Here is a 19,209-nt window from a genome sequence, read left to right as displayed (position 1 = left end):
ACCGACAAGACCTTATCTACGTGCATGTTGGCGCTTGAATTTATCTAGTTTTTTTCGTGCCATAGCTTTTTTTAACGGAGATAGTAGATCAATAAACAGTTTGCCATTCATATGATCAATTTCATGCTGCAAACATTCGGCAAGTAAGCCTTCTGCTTCAATCTCAAAAGGTTTTCCGTTTCGATCTAAAGCTTTGACGGTAACTTTTTCGGCACGAATAACTGTATCATAAGCCCCAGGAACAGAAAGGCAGCCTTCTTCAAATTTTTTTTCACCTTCTGACGCAATAATTTCAGGATTAATGATAACCAATTGGTTCTGCTTGTCTCCCATAATATCTATAACGGATAGACGCAAGCTCACACCAATTTGAGGTGCTGCAAGTCCGACGCCCCGTGCGTCATACATTGTTTCAAACATATCGTCGATTAAAGTTTGCAATTTATCATCAAAATGCACAACTGGTTTTGCCACATCTCTTAATCGAGAGTCAGGTAAATATAGAATCGTATGAATGGCCATTGTTTATCTGGTTCTCTGTACAAAAATCATGTTAATATTATCCTTCATATATTGTAAGGCTGCAAGATATTCCAACAAAGGATTGACTCTAATGAGATTTATTCTCTTTATATTCTTTTTTTTCCTATCTAACTTAAACTATGCATTAAGTTTAAAAGCAGATGCTCCAGGACGTTATGTTGTGCAACCCGGGGATACTTTATGGACAATAGCCAATCGCTATCTCAATAATCCATGGGAATGGAAGCAGCTTTTGCAGGCCAACCCTCAGCTAAAGAACCCTAATCGTTTATACCCAGGAGCTGTGCTTGTTTTACGTTATTCCAAAAACCAACCTTACCTTAAAGTATTATCCAATGGGACAATAAAGTTATCTCCTAATGTCCGTCCTTTGCCTTTAGATGAACCCATTCCTGCAATCCATTTAAGCGATATAAAGCCATTTCTAAATGAATCGCTGATATTAGATCAGGATGTAGTCAGTAGGGCCCCTTATATTGTTGCGTTGATAGGGGAACACATGTTAGGTGGTCAAGGAGATGAGGTCTATGTTCGAGGATTACATCCAGCACGAGAAATTCCCCCTGGCGGGATTCCTGCCTATTCTATTTTTAGAGGGGGGAACGATTATGTGGATCCAAAAACTAAGGAACTCTTAGGATATCGAGCCGATTTGATTGGTTATGCCGAGTTGATAGCGGGGGGTGAGCCAGCAACTATTTTATTAACCAGCATTAACGAAGGAGTTAGAATACATGATAGTGTTCTGATTAATAATAGTCCTGAATTTAACTTGTACTTTGAACCTAAAGCACCTCTCTTTATTGTAAGAGGCTATATTATTGACATGCCTAATGGGATGCCTAGTGGGAATGTTGAAGAGGCTGCAGGGGGTGTGGTGGTTATTAGTTTGGGTGCTCGTGATGGATTGGAAGCTGGGGATGTTCTCGGTATTTATAGGGAGTCAGGCACTGTTAATGACCCCAAAAATCCTTTGATCCCTATTCGATTACCGCCTGAACGTATTGGTGAGCTTATGGTGTTTCGGGTGTTTAGTAAAACAAGTTTTGCCTTGGTTGTTCGGTCAACACGCGCTGTTAATTTATTAAATTATGTGGCTAATCCATGAATAATTTACCCTATTATCTTGCATTAAACCGAATAGAACGAGTGGGTCCCCGCACCGTTATCAAACTACAAAATCGTTGGCCTGAGTTGCAGCAAATGTTTCAACTCTCCGTCACTGAACTCGAACAAGCGGGCTTACCGGGGGGGGTAGCGCAGGCTATAGCTCAATTTGATATGAATGTGATTGAAGAAGACTTGCGTTGGTTGCATGCAGCAGACGATCATCATCTTCTTACCTGGGAGTCTCCTGAATATCCTTCTTTACTAAAGGAAATTACGGATCCCCCCATTGTTTTATATGCTAAAGGCCAGCTTGCCTGTTTAAATCAGCTTAAACTTGCAATAGTAGGAAGTCGTAATCCTACAGTAACTGGAAGTGAAAACGCACGACACTTTGCAAAGGCAATCGCTTCGCATGGAGTGGCTATTGTGAGTGGTTTGGCTCTAGGTATTGATGCGCAAGCTCATCAAGGTTGTTTAGAGGCCGAAGGGCAAACAATAGCCGTGTTAGGGACAGGAATTGATCGAATTTATCCCCATCGGCATCAGGCATTATCACAAAAAATTACTCAAAATGGCCTATTAATAAGCGAATTTCCTTTGAAAAGTCCTCCTATCGCTGGACATTTCCCCCGAAGAAATCGTATAATAAGTGGTTTATCATTGTGCATTTTGGTTGTTGAGTCGGCAATCAAGAGTGGATCACTAATCACGGCACGAATGGCCTTAGAACAAAATCGAGATGTTTTAGCGATCCCGGGCTCCATTCACAATCCTCTGGCTCGAGGGTGTCATTACCTGTTGCAGCAAGGAGCCAAATTAGTTACTTCAGTTGTGGATGTTCTTGAGGAGTTAGGAATTGTTTCGGAACCGCAAACAGCTGATAAAGCTATTTTACCTCTTGCCAGCGGGAATAAAAACCTAGTAAAGTTCATTGGCTTTGAAATGACTACAGTGGATCAGATCATTTTACGTAGCGGATGCACCGTTGAGCAAGTCACAAGTGAACTTGCAGAATTAGAATTAAATGGGGCTGTTGTATCTGTGCCCGGTGGTTATATGAGGTGTTAGTATATGAAAGATAACTTATTTGAGATGTTATTGAGTTTATTTGAACAAAGTCTTACTCAACTACAAGAAAGCCATAAAACCGCTGATTCGGATGCAACGGAACTAAATGAAGATGAAGACGTAGCTTCTGAAGAAGTTTTACATTTGAAATTACAACAACACACATCAACTCGTATTTTCACTTACGATGAGCAAATGAAACTGACTAAGGCCAGTTATCAATTTCTCATGCGTATGAAATTATGGAAAGTTCTTAATACCGAATCATTTGAAATGATTATGAATCAATTATTATTTTCTGAGTCTCGCATCGTTACTCTTCAAGAAACTAAATGGACAATAAGAAATGCTTTGGCGACTTCATTGAATGAAGAACAATTGGCTTTTCTTGATTTAGTTCTTTATCAAACAGAAGATGAATTGACATTACATTAAAAGATCGTCTATTACCTATATTACTATAAGTTGGTGATATTTCATTTTCAGCCTCACTATCCCATGTTGTTCTCAAACGTGGGTATTGGGATGCTTAGGGATGAAGTGAAAAGGATAAGGTTAACGTTATATGAGTAAACATTTGGTGATTGTTGAATCACCCGCAAAAGCGAAGACAATTCAAAAATATTTAGGCGGTGATTATGAGGTTGTAGCCTCTTATGGACATGTGCGCGATTTGCCAGCACGTAAGGGGTCCGTTAATCCCGAAAAACAATTTGCAATGACTTATGTTCCTATTGAAAAGAACTCGCGTCATATCGAAACCATTGCCAAAATGCTCAAAAAGTCAGATTCCTTATTCCTCGCAACGGACCCTGATCGCGAGGGTGAAGCTATTTCTTGGCATATTTTTGAATTAATGAAAGAAAAAAATCTTACCAAAGATAAACCTATTCATCGAATTTTTTTCAATGAAATTACTAAATCAGCAATCCAGGACGCCATAAATAACCCACGTTCAATTTCCATGGATTTAGTGAATGCGCAACAAGCTCGACGTGCGTTGGATTATTTGGTGGGATTTAATTTATCTCCGTTGTTATGGAAGAAAGTTAGAAGAGGGCTTTCTGCGGGCCGTGTACAAAGTCCAGCGCTGCGACTTATTGTCGAGCGAGAAGAGGAAATTGAACGTTTTGTTGCTCAAGAATATTGGAAGATTTTAGCGGAGTGCCTTCATACAAAAGTATCTTTTGAGGCGCGATTGACGCATTACAAAAATGAAAAACTGCAGCAATTTACGGTATCCAAAGAAGAACAGGCTCAACTCATCAAAGAGGACCTGATTCGTCAAGCCCAGGGCTCTTTACTCGTAACTCAAATTGAGAAAAAGCAACGCAAACGTAAACCTTCCCCCCCGTTTATCACCTCAACCCTCCAACAAGAAGCTGCACGAAAATTGGGTTTTACCGCCCGAAAGTCGATGATGGTTGCGCAACAATTGTATGAAGGTATAGATATTGGAACGGGGACTGTGGGTCTTATCTCCTACATGCGTACCGACTCAGTGAATTTATCGTCAGAAGCAATAGAGGAGACACGACAATTTATTTCGGAACGTTATGGTGCCGATAATTGTCCTGCAAGCCCCAGAGTTTATAAAACGAAATCTAAAAATGCTCAAGAAGCGCATGAGGCAATTCGGCCCACATCTATTAAACGAACACCAGAAATGGTGCAATCGGCTTTAACTACCGATCAATACAAACTCTACAGTTTAATTTGGAAGCGTACCGTAGCTTGCCAAATGGCTGATGCAATTTTGGATACGGTTGCTGTTGATTTAAGTTGTGGTGAAGGCAATATGTTCCGTGCGAATGGTTCGACAATTACGTTTCCTGGTTTTCTCTCTGTGTATGAAGAAGGGCGTGATGATACCAAAGACGATGAAAATGAAGGGTCGTTACTACCTGCATTGAACGTCGGTGAGAAAGTCAAAGTACAAGATATATTAGCCAACCAACACTTCACTGAGCCGCCGCCAAGATATTCTGAAGCAACTTTGGTTAAGGCACTGGAAGAATATGATATTGGACGACCGTCCACTTATGCGTCGATCATTCACACATTGCAACAGCGTGAATACGTTATTGTTGATAAGAAAAGATTCTTTCCAACGGACGTTGGTCGCATAGTAAATCGCTTTTTGACCGGTTATTTTACCCGGTATGTAGACTATAAATTCACTGCTGAACTTGAAGATACCCTGGATGCCATCGCCCGGGGTGAAAAAGAATGGATTCCGGTTTTAGAAGACTTCTGGCAGCCATTTGTCCAGCAAATTCAAACTACGGATGAACAGGTACAACGTAAAGATGTAACCACTGAAGTTTTAGATGAAGAGTGTCCAAAATGTGGAAAACCCTTATCCATAAGATTAGGTAAACGTGGACGCTTCATTGGCTGTACGGGCTATCCAGAGTGTGATTACACGCAAGATATCGCAGGTCAGGATCATGAAAAAAATGAACCTGAAGTGGTCGAGGGAAGAGTATGTCCGTCTTGTTCCAGTTCCCTGCATATAAAAACAGGACGTTATGGTCGTTTTATTGGTTGCAGTAATTATCCTCAATGCAAGCATATGGAACCTATAGAAAAACCAGCTGACACAGGGGTGGAATGTCCTAAATGCCATGAAGCAAAAATCTTGCAACGCAAATCAAGAAAAGGAAAGATTTTCTATTCTTGTGGAAATTATCCTAAATGTAATTATGCTCTCTGGAATGAACCGATAAATCATCAATGCCCAAACTGTAATTGGCCGATTTTGACGGTAAAAGAAAGCAAAAAGTTTGGTCGACAAATTCTTTGTCCACAAGAGGGATGTGGTTATTCTTCAAAGGAAGAACTTGAGGAATCTAAATAGACCTTTTAATCCTGGGTACGGTGTGTACCGCGCCCAGGGTATAAAATGGTTTTGATCAATAAAAATCAATATTAGTCGTCGTCACATCTAACGGACCTACTGGATAAGAATAAACCGATACGGGTTCAACAACGGGTGCAACAGCAGGAGTAACAACGCGTGTGACAGCAACAGGTCTGTAGGAAACTACCGGTCGATATCTGACTACAGGTTTGTATGTAACTGCTGAGGTATATGAAATTGCCGGTGTGTATACCGGTGTATAAGCGGTGGTGCAACAACATCCTGCCAAAGCAATACTTCCTAAAAGAATAATCCATTTCATTATGTAGCCCCCTTTAATGGATGCCTACAAAAAGTGTAGATTATTTAAACATTAAACTCAAGATTTGAACTATTAAGGCCTTTGTAACTGTGGAGCAGTTCCCTTTCTCTATGAAAATAAACTCATTCTTCCTGTTCATTTTGAATCAGTATATACTCATCATTTTCTTCTTAGAAATAACTCAAACAGGATGTAATGATGTTAGACAGGACCATTGTAGTTGATGAGCAATTTTTAAATCGAGTACAACAAGCAGATTTTCCCAAACCCCATAGTACAATGTGTCCGGAAACGGCGGAATTGGATAAGAAAACTGCTATCGAGCTCTTTGATTCGCAAATCAAGTCACGTCTTCTTGATTTGATTGCCAGACAGCTCAAGGAAAAAGGTTTATCATTTTATACCATTGGCAGTAGCGGACATGAGGGTAACGCGGTTTGGGGGCAAGTTTTTCGTCCCGATGATATGGCCTTTTTGCACTATCGAAGCGGCGCTTTTTATTTACAGCGTGCTAAAAAGGTACCAGGTACTGACGGAGTTAGAGACATTTTACTTTCTTTAGTTGCCGCATCTACTGATCCGATTTCAGGAGGACGACACAAAGTTTTTGGTAGTGTTCCTCTAAATATACCGCCACAAACTTCAACCATTGCTTCGCATTTACCCAAGGCTTTGGGTGCTGCATTATCGATTACGCGAGCCAAAGAATTAAACATTCAAAGTAACCTAAATCCAGACTCAATCATTATTTGTTCCTTTGGAGATGCATCTACAAACCATGCTTCCACGCAAACCACTTTAAATGCTTGCTCATGGATTGCCCAACAAAATTATCCTGTTCCCATCGTGTTTATTTGTGAAGACAATGGAATAGGAATTTCAGTACCCACACCACCTCAGTGGATAGAGCGCTCCATCAGTTCTCGACCTGGTTTGCATTATATTGCTTGTGATGGCTTGAATATTGCTGATGCCTATGCGAGCGCACAAGAGGCAGAGTACTTGGCGCGGGTCAAAAAACAGCCTGTTTTCTTACACATGCGTTGTGTCCGTTTATTAGGGCATGCAGGATCAGATATTGAATCACAATATTGTACGCAAGCGGAAATCGAAGCTCGAGAAGCGCAAGATCCTTTATTGCATACGGCGGGTCTTTTATATCGCGAAGGTTGGATGAGTATTGAAGACCTATTGAGTTTATACCAAAGTAATAAAGATTTAATTGCAGCCAAAGCGGTGGAGGTCATAAGACAGCCTAAACTCTCCAGTGCCGAAGCCGTAATGTCTTCATTGATTCCCAGCGGACCTAAGAAACAACCATTTCCTTTGCCGAGCGAAGAACAGCGCGCAAAAGTTTTTGCCAATGCCTTTTCACAATTAGCTCAAAAACGAAATTTATGCCAGCAGATCAATTTTGCTTTGACTGATTTAATGCTGCAATATCCTAATATGCTGATTTTCGGTGAAGATGTTGGCAAGAAGGGTGGGGTTTATAGAGTGACCGCCGATTTACAGGCTCGTTTTGGACAACGCCGAGTATTTGATACGATATTAGATGAAACCACAATTCTCGGGACTGCAATTGGCATGGCGCACAATGGATTTATTCCCGTCCCAGAAATCCAGTTTTTGGCTTATTTGCATAATGCTGAGGACCAGCTTCGTGGCGAAGCCTCCACGTTGTCCTTCTTTTCCAGTGGCCAATATCAAAACCCTATGGTTTTGCGTATAGCCTCATTGGCTTATCAGAAGGGATTTGGGGGGCATTTCCATAATGATAATTCTATTGCTGTGTTACGCGATTTGCCGGGTGTAATTGTCGCCTCTCCTTCAAATGGACCTGACGCAGCAAAAATGTTGCGTACATGCATGCGTCTGGCGCATGAAGAGGGAAGGGTAGTCGTCTTTTTAGAGCCAATTGCTTTGTATATGACCAAAGATTTGCATGAAGCGGGTGATAATGGATGGTTATTTAATTATCCAGCACCTGATGCTCAGATCGAGCCGGGAGAAGTAGGTGTTTTTGGAGAGGGCCCCACAGTCATATTAACCTATGCCAATGGATATTATTTATCACGGCAAGCTGCAAAGGTACTGCAAGAAGAACACAAGATTGCTGTGAAAATAGTCGATTTACGTTGGCTTAGTCCCTTACCGGTCGAAGCAATTTTGAAAGAAATAGCCAAAGCGAAACAAGTATTAATTGTCGATGAAGGCCGACAAAGTGGCTCAGTAAGCGAAGGATTAATGACCATGTTGTTGGAAGAAGCCTCATCCAAATTGAAAATAAAACGAATTACCGGCAAAGATTGCTTTATTCCTTTGGGTAATGCTTGGCAATATTTGTTACCCAGTAAAGAAAGTATTATTGAAGCGGTAATTGCGTTACAGTCAGATAAAAGGGAGAAAGAAAGTGGACGACTTGTTGTTTCTTGATGATCAATTAAACGGTGATGAACGCATGATACGTGATAGTGTCGCGCGGTTTGTTACTAATGATGTAATACCTTTGATGGTAGAGTCTTTTGAACATGCTCAATTTCCACGCGAGCTTATTAGAAAATCTGCAGAAATGGGGTTGTTGGGTTTGACCTTACCGGCGGAATATGGTGGGGCAGAGGCTTCATACGTGGCTTATGGCCTAGTGTGCCAGGAGTTAGAACGCGGAGATAGTGGCTTACGTAGCTTTGTTTCGGTACAAAGTTCTTTATGTATGTTTCCCATATTTCGTTTTGGTTCTGAAGAACAACGATTGCGCTTTTTACCTGGAATGGCTACAGGTGAGATCATTGGCTGTTTCGGCTTGACTGAGCCTGATTTCGGTTCCGATCCTGCGGGCATGAGAACTACTGCCAAAAAAGTTAAAGGCGGATGGACTCTTAATGGTGCAAAAATGTGGATCACCAATGCACCCATTGCTGATATTGCTATTGTGTGGGCAAAAACCGATGAAGGGGTTCGTGGATTTATTGTAGATACTAAATCTGAAGGATTAAGATGTCCTGAAATCAAATTAAAGATGTCATTGCGTGCTTCAATCACCGGCGAATTAGTATTTGATAATGTTTTTGTTCCTGATGAAAACTATCTTCCTGGCAGTGAAAAAGGTTTAGGGGCTCCTCTGAGTTGCTTAAGCCAGGCACGATATGGAATTGCTTGGGGGGCGATGGGCGCGGCAATGGCTTGTTTTGATATTACTCGCGACTACCTGTTAGAGCGTAAACAATTTGACAAACCTTTGGCATCATTTCAGCTTATTCAAAAAGATCTGGCAGATATGTATACTGAAATTATTAAGGCACAATGTCTTAATTTACAAATAGGCCGAATAAAAGATAATCATCGTGAAAATCCAGTGATGATTTCTCTGGCTAAAGGTAATGCATGTCGGGAAGCATTAAATATTGCACGAAAGTGTAGGAATCTATTAGGTGCTAATGGAATCAGCCTTGAATATCATGTGATTCGTCACATGCTTAACTTAGAATCAGTCTTTACGTACGAGGGCACAGATAACGTTCACACTCTTGTACTAGGAAAACATATTACAGGAATTAATGCTTTTGCTTAAACCAAGCACAAAAACGGTTAAGCACCAAGCTCAATGACTTAAACGTAACCCGTGAATTCTAACGGGTTACATTCTATTTCACCCACGACAAGTCATTGGCATCGGTAGAGTTTAACAGGAGTTCCTTTCTCAAAAATGGAACTTATCTTCATGCAATGGGATTGTGTGAAGTAAAGCAGGTTTATTGGGCAACTTACAGGAGTATCTATGTTTAAAATGATTTTAAAAAGAGCGTTAATATTAAGTTTACCTGTATTGAGCATGAATGTGCAGTCCGGGCCAAGCAAAGAGTTTTTAGCCAATCAATGCTATGAGCTTTCTCGAGTTATAATATCCTTGGCGGATAATCAGGAAAAAAAGAGCTGCACCAATAAGCTTTATAGAGCTTCCGTACAAATGAGCACTGCAGCCCTTTTAATAATGGAAGACTCTTCTGATGTAGCAAAAGAGATATTGAATAATGCAGTAGCAGACCTGCAATATGCAGAATTACTCAGCTGCAAACAATACATTCAAATCGCACACTCTAAATTTGAAGCTCAGAAGATTAAAACATTATTGTAATAATGATACTCTTCAAGTGCTTATAGAAGCCTTGAAGAGTTTGAGGAGCTTTTAGTGTATTCCTATTTAAAAATTCTATTTTTAGTTCTTATTATTTTTGTTGTTGGCGTTGCAATTGGCGTGCAGTTCCATCCATCAATTCATGAATTCATGGAAAAAATCTGGAATAAGCTCACTCGAGAACAAATAATGGAAGAAGTGCATTTTTGTCCTCCAGCTCATATCGTCCAACAACATCAATATAACCCTGAAGCATTTCAAGTCGACAAATTATATTGGCAGATGGAGTATCAAGGCTGGAAAGCACCTGAGAAGATAAGCTTTATGCAAGCACTCATTAATTCTAATAATAATTTAGTGTGTTATTACCACTGGCCAAATCCAAAAGATAAAGGTACTTATTTATGGCTGACCATTCACTTATCCCCCTCTGTAAATCAAATAGTGACCCCTTATGGACCCTACTGGACCATTCAAAAGGAAGAGATGCAATCACTATGCAGTGCAGGAATAAATGCCTGTGGCATTTTGCTTTCAGAAAGTGCTAAAAGAATTATTCCTCAAAAATAAATACTTTAGCAGTACCCGGGTAGGGCGTAGTAAACCCGGGTTCTGAGCTCAACGTTCCCGGGTGTCGCTAGACTCCACCCCGATTAAAAATACTCGTTATTCGATAACCCCTTGTTATTTCCCCCAGACTTAGTTATCATTTGCCATCAGATCGGGGCGTAGCGCAGCCTGGTAGCGTACTAGCATGGGGTGCTAGTGGTCGAAGGTTCAAATCCTTCCGTCCCGACCAGTCTCATCAAGGGTTATAACGAATCCACATCCCCTAGCATGAATTCTTGGCTACACTTCTGGCTACACTTTCAAAATTTTCCATAGGCTAGTGTGTAAAAAAAATAGCTCCTCAATTCAATTGCCACTTTCATCTATTGAATTTATAATCGGCACTCTGCTAAAAAATAATTTTGAACAAGGAGATGTGATGAAAGAATTTTATATTAATAGAATCGATGCAGAAGAAGATAAAGATGAGTATATGCCTTGGTAACTAAAGAAGAGAAAAAGTATTCCATCTGATATTTTGCTGTAGAAGTAGTATGAAATTAATCTTAAACAATGATGTGTTTGCAGTAATCGATGATTTCTTAGAGCCATCCCCTTTTGAAAAAATTTGGAATTTTATTCAAACTGAAAAATTTAAGTTTGTTCATTCTTCTAGATGGATAAATGCTTTTAGTCTCGAGGATGGCGCTCCTCTGTGGGGTAACGTTACTATTTCTCATTCAAGGCCTGAACCCTGCACTACAGAGCAAATTTACCCTACCGATACAACAATTGATTTATTTATACAGGCACTAATTGTGGGCTCTGCGGAGTTTTCTCATTTAATAGGGTTTAAAGATAGAGATTGGGACTTTTTCTATGCTAGGCCCTACCTTTACCCAAGGGGTTCAGGACTTTCTTGGCATACCGACGGAAAATATAAAATCTCAGGCGCGTATGTTTATTACTGTCATCCTAATTGGGATATGAATTGGGGAGCCGAATTATTAATTAATCCTATACACCAGCAAGAATTTGAATATCCTGAAGTCTCTTTAATTAATAATGAGATGAAAAAAGCAGGGTTCCACCTTAATAGCTCAGAGTTGAATAACTATATTGGCGATGGAATAGGCTATTATATCGTACCGAAACCTAATCGATTGGTTATTTTTAAAAATAATATTTTGCATTGTATAAAAAAAGTAGAAAATGCAGCAGGAAATCATGTACGGGCATCGATAACTGGTTTTTTTATGAGTAATGACAAAATACAGGAAGTGAAAGGGGGGCTGAAAAGACCATTCATTTATAATTATTAGTTTGAGCCCCACCAAATTATAGACAACCCCCAATCTTAATATGCTTGGAATTAAGAAATGAATTTAGTGCACGAAATATCCCCTACACAGGCTCAAGAAAAAGTAAATTTTGTTATTTTGATACCTCATACGGATGAAGTTACTTTATATAACCCTATACTTAGGGAAGAAGATGTTCCTTATAATGAACAACCAAGTCATTATCAATTTAAAAAATGGTCTGCTTGGTGTTCTGCTCATTTCTCCTCTTATTACTACTTTGTTAAGTATAAAAATGCTCTCTTAAGATGTAAGCAATTTTTGTATGATTTTGGGCCTTTATCAACATTAGATCATGCTGCTTTATACGATCATTGGGTTTGGGAAATGAAACCCCACGTTTTGAATCAGGAAAGTATTTGTTGGATTGGTTATGATTATTCGAAATCTAAAACGTTAAGTTTTTTATCCCATGGAACTAATATTGAACTTCGTTTACTTGAAGGAAATTTGAAGGATGAGGAGTTCTTAGATCTTTGTAAATTTTTTTCTCCTCTTTCATCATCAAGTGAAATCTTAGAAAAGAGCTTTTTTGAACTATCGTATTGGTCACGCTACAACAACTGCGTAGAAAATGCGTGCATTAATAGAAATGAATATAAACCACCTTCAAGTTTATGGAATTTAAGATGGCCAATGCATAATATCCTTAGAAGTAGCAGGCCGGATTCCTATACTAAGTATTTAAACCATCTTAACTTAGACTTTATTCCAGATAGCCAAATTATTTATGGTAATGAAAATCAAGTAGAAGAAATTCAATTTGTTATGTTTCCGAAGAATGAAAAGAAAAACCAAATTGCATGGTTTCGTGTTTTCAATAAAGCCTCTTTCCCAATAAAGAAGCCAGCACTTTCTAGATTGCCAAATATGAATTCATTTAGTGGATACAGTAATTTTAATTTAACTGTCCTAAACCCGAAGAGTGATATGATTTCCAGCAATATATACATTGCCAGTGTTAATAATTGTTATGGGCCACATGATGCTCTGTGGTGGGATAATGAAAATACTTATTTACTACAGCTAAGCGCTAGTGCTAATAACTCTATAGAGTATTTTAAGGGAATTTTTTGTCAACTTATGGATGACAAACGATCAATGGACTCATGCACTTTTAGTATGGATATATTAAGCTAGCACCAAAAGCTACCAGTAAAGCTCCAATCCACTGATATTGGGAAATCTTTTCACCAATAAAATAAGCAAATATTTGCGCAAATACCACTGAGGTATTACGAAGAGTAAGGGCTAGACCAGCTTCAGCATGACGCAATCCAATTAAAAATAGCAAGAAAGATAATGCACTTATAATTCCTCCTAGAGAAGTCATTTTCCAATTGGATTTAACTTGTTCTTTGAATATTTGTCTTTGTTTTTTCTTCATCAAAAGAAAAACACAAGGCAAAGCAATCCATAAAGCTGCAGAAAAGAGCGCAGCTGGGTTTGCACCATATGCTAAAGAACGACCGTAGCATAAATGATAACCAGCAATGCAGATGCCACATAGAACAGGAAATAACAGTTGTCTTGATTGATCAGGGTTAAAAGTTTGGCTTGTTAGTATCAATCCAAAAAGAACAGAGGATACACCAATGACACTAAATAAATTTATATTTTCACCAAGGAAGCATGCTGAGATAAACCAGACAATTACCATGGCGCTACCTCGCATAATAATGTAGGCTTTCCCAAGCGAAGACTGACTAAAACTGATAGCTAATGTGATTATATAGCCTCCTTCAAATAAACCGGAGGTTAGTGCCCATAAAAAGGAATCAGATGTTTCAAACAATGGACCAGAGAAAAGAGGAATAAATAGAAGCGAGAATACAGTTGCAAAACTCATAATTCCCAATACTTCGTAATAGGGAGTTGAATTGCGTTTGGCAAATGTATTCCATGTTGCATGGAGTATTGCGGATAAAATTATAAATACACCAGAACCCATTTCAGTTCATTTTGAGTTAAATAATCGATTATTGTAACATTGAATCAACGGGCTATAATACTTGTTTAAAACCTAATAGAAGTTTCAAAGTGGTTTTAGAGTTTAAACTAGTAGAAAAGAAGCCCCAAAGAGGGGCTTAATAGCTTGAAAAAATATATGCCTGTCCACCAAACTCTACCGAACAATAATCACTAATAAAAAGATCACGAGCAAAAGCTTCATAATCAAAATAGCAGATCAAACTATCCGGCAATTGATGGGCATAACAGTCATCAAATAACTGCCTGGAAAAATCAACCTCTGAATCATAACAACCTTGGTAATGCTCCTCCAACATAGTTTGTGCATCATCTATCGAATAGTCAGAGAGAAGAGCTAAACCCAGCTCCCCGTGTTCTTGGATAAATGAGGTGTACTCCACAATATTGCATATTGATTCGTACTCATGGATTTTGATGCTGCCGAATCCTTCATAATCATGTATGGCATATTCTTCAGCATTGGGTTCAGGGCTGTTATCCAGCATTTCCCAGATTTCTTCTATGATGTCATCTTCGCTTTGCGTGGCATCTATCCAAACACCATACAATATGGAGTTATTGTAAGAGGCTAAACAGGCAACGTAGATTGAAGGGGTGTCCATGGGATTATCTCCTTGTGTTAAGGGGGCAATCCCACACAGGAGCTTGCTCCCGTGGTAGGGTATGATCAAAACGGTAGTTCTTCTGAATCGGGTTGCAGTATTTCTCGCATCTGAGCCATGTGCTGTTCTGCGGTTTTGCTGCTTGATTCATCAGTAGATTTGGGTGTGCTGAGTAGCTGAATATGGCTGACAACAATGCTTAAGGCTTGACGCGCTTTACCTTCATTGTCAGTCCATTGATTAGAACGTAGTTTGCCTTCAAGGTATACTTGCGCCCCTTTCTTTAAATATTCAGTCACTTTAGTCAGCTTTCCAAAAAGCACTAGCTGATACCATTCCACTCTGGTTTGCCATTCATCATTCTGTTTGAATGACTCATTGGTTGCTAAAGTGGCTGTGACAAAAGATTGTCCGTCTTTTCCGGTGATGCTTTTAGGATCAGCCCCTAAATTGCCGATTAATTGAACGCGGTTTAAAGATGCAGTCATTGTATTCTCCTGTTATTTGTTAAATGTGAGCGCATAACAGAAAAACATCCGCATAGGCAGATGGTTTTCTGTTATGCAGATAAGACTTAAATCGTTTCAATCAACAAGCGATTCGTTGAGTATCAAACAGTTTGACAAAAGAAATCAGAGATTCCAGTTTGTGCATACTTAACTCTGCTTGCTGAATATCATGGGGATTGATTTGCAGTCGGTGGCGACTTAAATCATTGACACAACAATTCAGCTCAAACAGCAAATGTTCGATCTCAAATTGTGCTGGTTCCAGTTGTTGCATTATAGGCTCCTTGGAAATAGGGAGGATTAGCCCCAAAGGGACTATTAATCCCAATTGGGTTATGCAAAAAGATCACCGAAACATCGGTTGATTTACCTGGTTATTAATGATGATGTGCTCGAAGCACTCCTCGGGCGCAAGGCCGTAAAGACAACTCCTGATGGGGTTTCCCTGCTAAACGCTTTGCCATGGAATTAGGGAACAAGATGGCATATCACAAGACCTGTAGGTTTCGTCAGAATCGCACTGACTCTTCAGTTGTGTTGCTTTTAGATTATCAAGCCAGAACTGGAAATCAAGCGCTTTTTCCAAATGATAGTAAATGAACTTATTTGAAAATTTATTAATACACAGTTTTCTGATAAGTGATACAATTCAAAGATTAGCTCCCCGTTATTTGAGTATTATTTAGATGATTAAAGCCTCCTCAAATGAGTTGCGTTTTTGTTTCAGACCAATGAATAAATCTCAACATGAACTTGTTCTGGCGTGGATTCATCAGCCACATATTAATGAATGGCTTCATGGTGATGGTCTAAGTAATACGATTAAAGACATTGATCAATTTTTAAGTGATGGGGAATCGTGGGCTACTCATTGGATAGCCTATGATAATGAAATCCCATTCGCTTATTTAATTACTTCTGAAATAGAGAAATCAGAAGAATATCTTGATGGTGCAGTTACTCTAGATTTATTCATTTGCAGATTGGATTATATCGGTAAGGGATTATCAGTATGGATGATTCATGAGTTTATTTTAAGTCAATTTTCTGATGCAAAAATAGTGCTTATTGATCCTGAGATCTCTAATGAGCGTGCGGTTCATGTTTATAAAAAGGTTGGTTTTGAAATTATTGGAGAATTTCTAGCTTCATGGCATCCAGTGCCACATTATAAAATGAAATTGTGTATTGAAAAGCTAAAAAAACAAAAAGTGTCAGCCTAAATAAATTTTGGTTATGGATACTCTGGAGTGGCCGAGGTCTCTACTTATAATTCCACGGGCTTCACGATCTATTGCTTTTTCTGATTGAGACAAATATTTAGATGATTTTCCACCCTCAATTGGACATTTTAATGACTGTTTATCTGGAGAAAGCTGACTCGTGATTTCATGATATCTTTTTTGAGCATAGGCATGACGCAGACCATGGCACTTTTTAAGTCCCAGCTTTTCTGTTTCAGTTTGGTATTGCCTTAAATATTGTTTATAGGTTTTGCCTTTGGGGATCAATGATCGACCATGAGGTACTTGCTTAATCGCTTTTTCTAGCCATTCTTTTTGTTCATCGTTGGTGATATCTATGGATCTCCCAATACCGCCTTTTGTCCAGCTGGATTTTAATATTAGACGGTCCCCTCTCCAAGCATCACTGATAACTAATTTCATTGACTCTTCACGGCGTAAACCAAAGAGGCATTGGGCCTCAAGAGATAGACGTATCATTGGATTTTCGCATTTTGAGAAATCTACGTTAGTGATGGCTTTGTTATGTGTTGGCACATAATTCCGCTTGTCAATTTGATAATGATCATTGCTCGGCTTGATCAATTCTGGTTTATTGAGCCAGATAGATAACTTCCTTAGTTTAGACATGTAATTTTTGATAGTAGCGGGGTTTTTACCCAGTTTTTTCCAGTGCTCTACTAACACATAAATGTGTTTTGATTTTAGCCCTTTAACATGAGCAACCATAAAACCCTGGTCATGTAGATCCTTAATGCAGCGATTTAAGATATGGCGTGTGTCGGCTTTGCTGGCATGGGAATATACGCCTAACTCTTTGACACATTCATTGATCGAAAATAATGCGCTTTTCAGCTTTGATTTACTCATGGAGGTATGCCCATAGTGTGTTGCGGGATTTTATTCCCAGTTCATCATGTAATACTAAACAGGTTTGGTAGTTGCCCAGAATCGGTAGTAAGTATTCGTACATCTGTCTTGCATATAAATAACGCCAGGATTTTTTTATTGGGATGCTGTGGTCTACCAGTGCATGATTCCAATCTAGCTTGATGCGTTTGTAGCTAAAAAAATGTACCAGGCTTTGCCTATTGGTTAGTTGTTCTAAATCAGACAGAATATTTTTTTGGATTTCATTTCTGATAGGAATGGTTCTATCCACCGAGTTAAAAGTGATCTCGCGTGTGAGCGAGAGTTTATGTTCTTTAATATGGATACCTGGCCTAATATGTATTGCTTCACTAAAAGTTAGGCCAAATTGTGTTTGCAGTGCCATGATGATACGTGGTGTCCTATCAGAGAATGATTCCCAGAGGTTAGGTTGCCATTTTAATCGTTGGCGTTTTGGCTTTTTTCTTTGCAATTGCAAGGATTTGTTATCAATATTGAGTATTTGACAATCAATATCCTGTAAATAATTTCTGATAATTGTCATGTAACGCATAATCGTGGCGTCTTTGACACGGTCTTTTTTCCAATATTCAACCAGCTTTTGAATATGCTCTGATTTCATGACTTGCCATGAGGTAGGCACATCACCAATGCAAAATAAATCATCAATCATTTTTTGTATGACGTAAGCACGCTTTTTCTTTTCTTGATAGCTGCCTCGGTTATCAAGCTGAAAGTACCGATTAGCAGTTTGTCTTAAGGAATATTGTCTCATCATCCAATCCGAAAATTCATTTGCCCTGTTTCTGGTTTAGTGTTGGTCGAGCGGCTCACTCAAAAATGAAACCTGGCAAAAGCCATAAAGCTCGAAGTTGGGGGGCAAAACAATCGTTATAAGGCAAACGATCTCGCCGATTATTACAGTTTTTCTAGTGGTTATTTCTCCTTATTTTGCTGATTAATAAAAACGACAAGACAATGGGCCTTGTCACAAGTCCATGGTCAAATTGAAATAAATTGACTTAAACTCCCGAGGGAGTTGCCCTGCCGGATGGCAGAGATTCCTAGATGGTTTTCCCGACTGAACGTCTAGCCACAGAGTTAGGGAATGAAGTGGCTTTGCACAAGACGTTGGATACGTTTCGCTGGAATCACACCAGCTCTTCAGTTGTGCTTCATTAAAAAGTACCAAAGCGGTGCTTGCTGCGCAAGGGTTTGAAGAAGAGAATTTTGTCCTGACGCCAGACGGGCGCCAGGACAAAATGCGCTAATGTTTTGATTTTACCCGGTAAAATCAAGGTTGGTTTTCTGCGTCACTGCACAAAATTGCAGTGACGCAGAACAGAGGAGTAGAATACGATGCATTAATGATTGGGTTATATATTGTCAAAGGATACTCTGAATCAGACTTACGTTCATTGCCCCTCAAAAATTTGTTTTGTGTAGTCTAAACTTGGAGGGATTATATGTATGCAGAAGAAGGATTAATATTAATTTTATAGAACTGGGGAACATGAAAATTTTTATTGGAATATCAAAAAAATAAGGGGGCATGACTCACATGAAGCATATCAGACTGTCTAAAATAGAAAAAATGAGCTTTTTTAAGGTTGTTCTTATTGTTATTTTTTTCTTCACAGCAATAAACGCCTATGCAGGCAAGGAATCCTATCATATTAAATATCATAAAGATTCCAAAATAAAAAATGTATCTTTATCCAATATCGAGATATTAATAGAGTTCCATCGTAATGGAAATTCAATTGGGAGAATTACTACAAAAACAAGTAATACTCAAGATATTAAGATAGACAACACTTATGGAAAAAATTTGATTATTCATATCCTATCAATGAATATTGATGGAAAAAGGATAAGATGCTGGGGTGTATCGGTAATCCCCCCATTTTTAACTGACACTAAAAGTAGAAACCTAGGCTGCTAGAGCCAATTTTCTTTTGGGTGGTATACCTCCAATAGCCGAGTTAGGACGTTCATTGTTATAAGACCAAAGCCACTT

Annotated in this window: 20 protein-coding genes and 1 tRNA gene; 13 read left to right on the top strand and 8 right to left on the bottom strand. The window is 39.0% G+C overall.

What is annotated here, in order from left to right; translation table 11 throughout:
* Nucleotides 1-12 precede the first annotated feature (12 nt).
* Entirely contained in the window at nucleotides 13-522 is a 510-nt protein-coding gene (gene def, locus ACWTE2_RS28565; RefSeq protein ID WP_182392723.1) for a peptide deformylase, read from the bottom strand.
* Nucleotides 523-613: 91 nt separating this feature from the next.
* Here def and ACWTE2_RS28560 point away from each other — a divergent pair, with 91 nt between their 5' ends.
* From ACWTE2_RS28560 to topA, 4 genes are all read left to right on the top strand, one after another.
* On the top strand, nucleotides 614-1,651 hold the full coding sequence (locus ACWTE2_RS28560; RefSeq protein ID WP_454785405.1) for a LysM peptidoglycan-binding domain-containing protein: 1,038 nt from the start codon (nucleotides 614-616) through the stop codon (nucleotides 1,649-1,651).
* Complete coding sequence (dprA, locus tag ACWTE2_RS28555) at nucleotides 1,648-2,721, top strand: DNA-processing protein DprA (RefSeq protein ID WP_454785404.1); 1,074 nt, start codon at nucleotides 1,648-1,650, stop codon at nucleotides 2,719-2,721. The genes ACWTE2_RS28560 and dprA overlap by 4 nt, the downstream gene beginning before the upstream one ends.
* A gap of 3 nt (nucleotides 2,722-2,724) precedes the next feature.
* The gene (locus ACWTE2_RS28550; RefSeq protein WP_182392726.1) at nucleotides 2,725-3,156 is read left to right on the top strand and encodes a DUF494 family protein; all 432 of its coding nucleotides are present in this window, start codon (nucleotides 2,725-2,727) and stop codon (nucleotides 3,154-3,156) included.
* Between the two features lie 130 nt (nucleotides 3,157-3,286).
* Nucleotides 3,287-5,581 (top strand): type I DNA topoisomerase, encoded by a 2,295-nt coding sequence (gene topA, locus ACWTE2_RS28545; protein ID WP_454785403.1) that lies wholly within the window; start codon nucleotides 3,287-3,289, stop codon nucleotides 5,579-5,581.
* Nucleotides 5,582-5,636: 55 nt separating this feature from the next.
* On the opposite strand, the gene ACWTE2_RS28540 is transcribed toward topA, so the two are convergent.
* Nucleotides 5,637-5,906 (bottom strand): hypothetical protein, encoded by a 270-nt coding sequence (locus ACWTE2_RS28540; RefSeq protein ID WP_182392728.1) that lies wholly within the window; start codon nucleotides 5,904-5,906, stop codon nucleotides 5,637-5,639.
* 198 nt (nucleotides 5,907-6,104) lie between these two features.
* Here ACWTE2_RS28540 and ACWTE2_RS28535 point away from each other — a divergent pair, with 198 nt between their 5' ends.
* The 7 genes from ACWTE2_RS28535 to ACWTE2_RS28505 all read left to right on the top strand — a co-directional run bounded on the left by ACWTE2_RS28535 (nucleotide 6,105) and on the right by ACWTE2_RS28505 (nucleotide 13,091).
* On the top strand, nucleotides 6,105-8,342 hold the full coding sequence (locus ACWTE2_RS28535) for a dehydrogenase E1 component subunit alpha/beta (RefSeq protein ID WP_182393595.1): 2,238 nt from the start codon (nucleotides 6,105-6,107) through the stop codon (nucleotides 8,340-8,342).
* Nucleotides 8,320-9,477 carry an acyl-CoA dehydrogenase family protein gene (locus ACWTE2_RS28530; RefSeq protein ID WP_454785402.1) on the top strand — a complete coding sequence of 386 codons (1,158 nt, stop codon included), beginning with the start codon at nucleotides 8,320-8,322 and terminating at the stop codon, nucleotides 9,475-9,477. The genes ACWTE2_RS28535 and ACWTE2_RS28530 overlap by 23 nt, the downstream gene beginning before the upstream one ends.
* 207 nt (nucleotides 9,478-9,684) lie before the next feature.
* Complete coding sequence (locus tag ACWTE2_RS28525; protein WP_454785401.1) at nucleotides 9,685-10,041, top strand: hypothetical protein; 357 nt, start codon at nucleotides 9,685-9,687, stop codon at nucleotides 10,039-10,041.
* A 54-nt stretch (nucleotides 10,042-10,095) separates the two neighbouring features.
* Entirely contained in the window at nucleotides 10,096-10,611 is a 516-nt protein-coding gene (locus ACWTE2_RS28520) for a hypothetical protein (protein ID WP_454785400.1), read from the top strand.
* A gap of 152 nt (nucleotides 10,612-10,763) precedes the next feature.
* A tRNA-Pro gene (locus ACWTE2_RS28515) sits at nucleotides 10,764-10,840 on the top strand.
* Between the two features lie 304 nt (nucleotides 10,841-11,144).
* A complete protein-coding gene (locus ACWTE2_RS28510) occupies nucleotides 11,145-11,912 on the top strand; it encodes a 2OG-Fe(II) oxygenase (protein WP_014842633.1) in 768 nt (255 codons plus the stop codon).
* A gap of 57 nt (nucleotides 11,913-11,969) precedes the next feature.
* A complete protein-coding gene (locus tag ACWTE2_RS28505) occupies nucleotides 11,970-13,091 on the top strand; it encodes a hypothetical protein (RefSeq protein WP_014842632.1) in 1,122 nt (373 codons plus the stop codon).
* On the opposite strand, the gene ACWTE2_RS28500 is transcribed toward ACWTE2_RS28505, so the two are convergent.
* The 4 genes from ACWTE2_RS28500 to ACWTE2_RS28485 all read right to left on the bottom strand — a co-directional run bounded on the left by ACWTE2_RS28500 (nucleotide 13,069) and on the right by ACWTE2_RS28485 (nucleotide 15,328).
* Nucleotides 13,069-13,902 (bottom strand): EamA family transporter, encoded by an 834-nt coding sequence (locus tag ACWTE2_RS28500; protein WP_014842631.1) that lies wholly within the window; start codon nucleotides 13,900-13,902, stop codon nucleotides 13,069-13,071. The two genes, ACWTE2_RS28505 and ACWTE2_RS28500, sit on opposite strands and share 23 nt — an antisense overlap.
* Before the next feature lie 136 nt (nucleotides 13,903-14,038).
* Nucleotides 14,039-14,545, bottom strand: coding sequence for an antirestriction protein ArdA (locus ACWTE2_RS28495; RefSeq protein ID WP_014842630.1), 507 nt, complete (start codon nucleotides 14,543-14,545; stop codon nucleotides 14,039-14,041).
* A 65-nt stretch (nucleotides 14,546-14,610) separates the two neighbouring features.
* Nucleotides 14,611-15,033 (bottom strand): single-stranded DNA-binding protein, encoded by a 423-nt coding sequence (locus ACWTE2_RS28490; protein ID WP_014842629.1) that lies wholly within the window; start codon nucleotides 15,031-15,033, stop codon nucleotides 14,611-14,613.
* A 100-nt stretch (nucleotides 15,034-15,133) separates the two neighbouring features.
* The gene (locus ACWTE2_RS28485; protein ID WP_014842628.1) at nucleotides 15,134-15,328 is read right to left on the bottom strand and encodes a hypothetical protein; all 195 of its coding nucleotides are present in this window, start codon (nucleotides 15,326-15,328) and stop codon (nucleotides 15,134-15,136) included.
* 412 nt (nucleotides 15,329-15,740) lie between these two features.
* On the opposite strand from ACWTE2_RS28485, the gene ACWTE2_RS28480 reads away from it, so the two are divergent.
* On the top strand, nucleotides 15,741-16,277 hold the full coding sequence (locus ACWTE2_RS28480; RefSeq protein WP_014842627.1) for a GNAT family N-acetyltransferase: 537 nt from the start codon (nucleotides 15,741-15,743) through the stop codon (nucleotides 16,275-16,277).
* Here ACWTE2_RS28480 and ACWTE2_RS28475 read toward each other — a convergent pair.
* Both ACWTE2_RS28475 and ACWTE2_RS28470 read right to left on the bottom strand, forming a co-directional pair.
* The gene (locus ACWTE2_RS28475; RefSeq protein ID WP_014842626.1) at nucleotides 16,269-17,168 is read right to left on the bottom strand and encodes a phage integrase N-terminal domain-containing protein; all 900 of its coding nucleotides are present in this window, start codon (nucleotides 17,166-17,168) and stop codon (nucleotides 16,269-16,271) included. The two genes, ACWTE2_RS28480 and ACWTE2_RS28475, sit on opposite strands and share 9 nt — an antisense overlap.
* A complete protein-coding gene (locus tag ACWTE2_RS28470; RefSeq protein WP_014842625.1) occupies nucleotides 17,161-17,964 on the bottom strand; it encodes an integrase in 804 nt (267 codons plus the stop codon). Before ACWTE2_RS28470 ends, ACWTE2_RS28475 begins: the two co-directional genes overlap by 8 nt.
* A 786-nt stretch (nucleotides 17,965-18,750) precedes the next feature.
* Between ACWTE2_RS28470 and ACWTE2_RS28465 the strand changes: the two genes are divergently transcribed.
* A complete protein-coding gene (locus ACWTE2_RS28465; protein WP_044497860.1) occupies nucleotides 18,751-19,134 on the top strand; it encodes a hypothetical protein in 384 nt (127 codons plus the stop codon).
* Nucleotides 19,135-19,209 lie beyond the last annotated feature (75 nt).

It is taken from the genome of Legionella nigrisilvae (assembly GCF_977063395.2).
The sequence above is the reverse complement of the archived record's forward strand: the minus strand, read 5'-3'. Positions and strand labels throughout refer to the sequence as shown.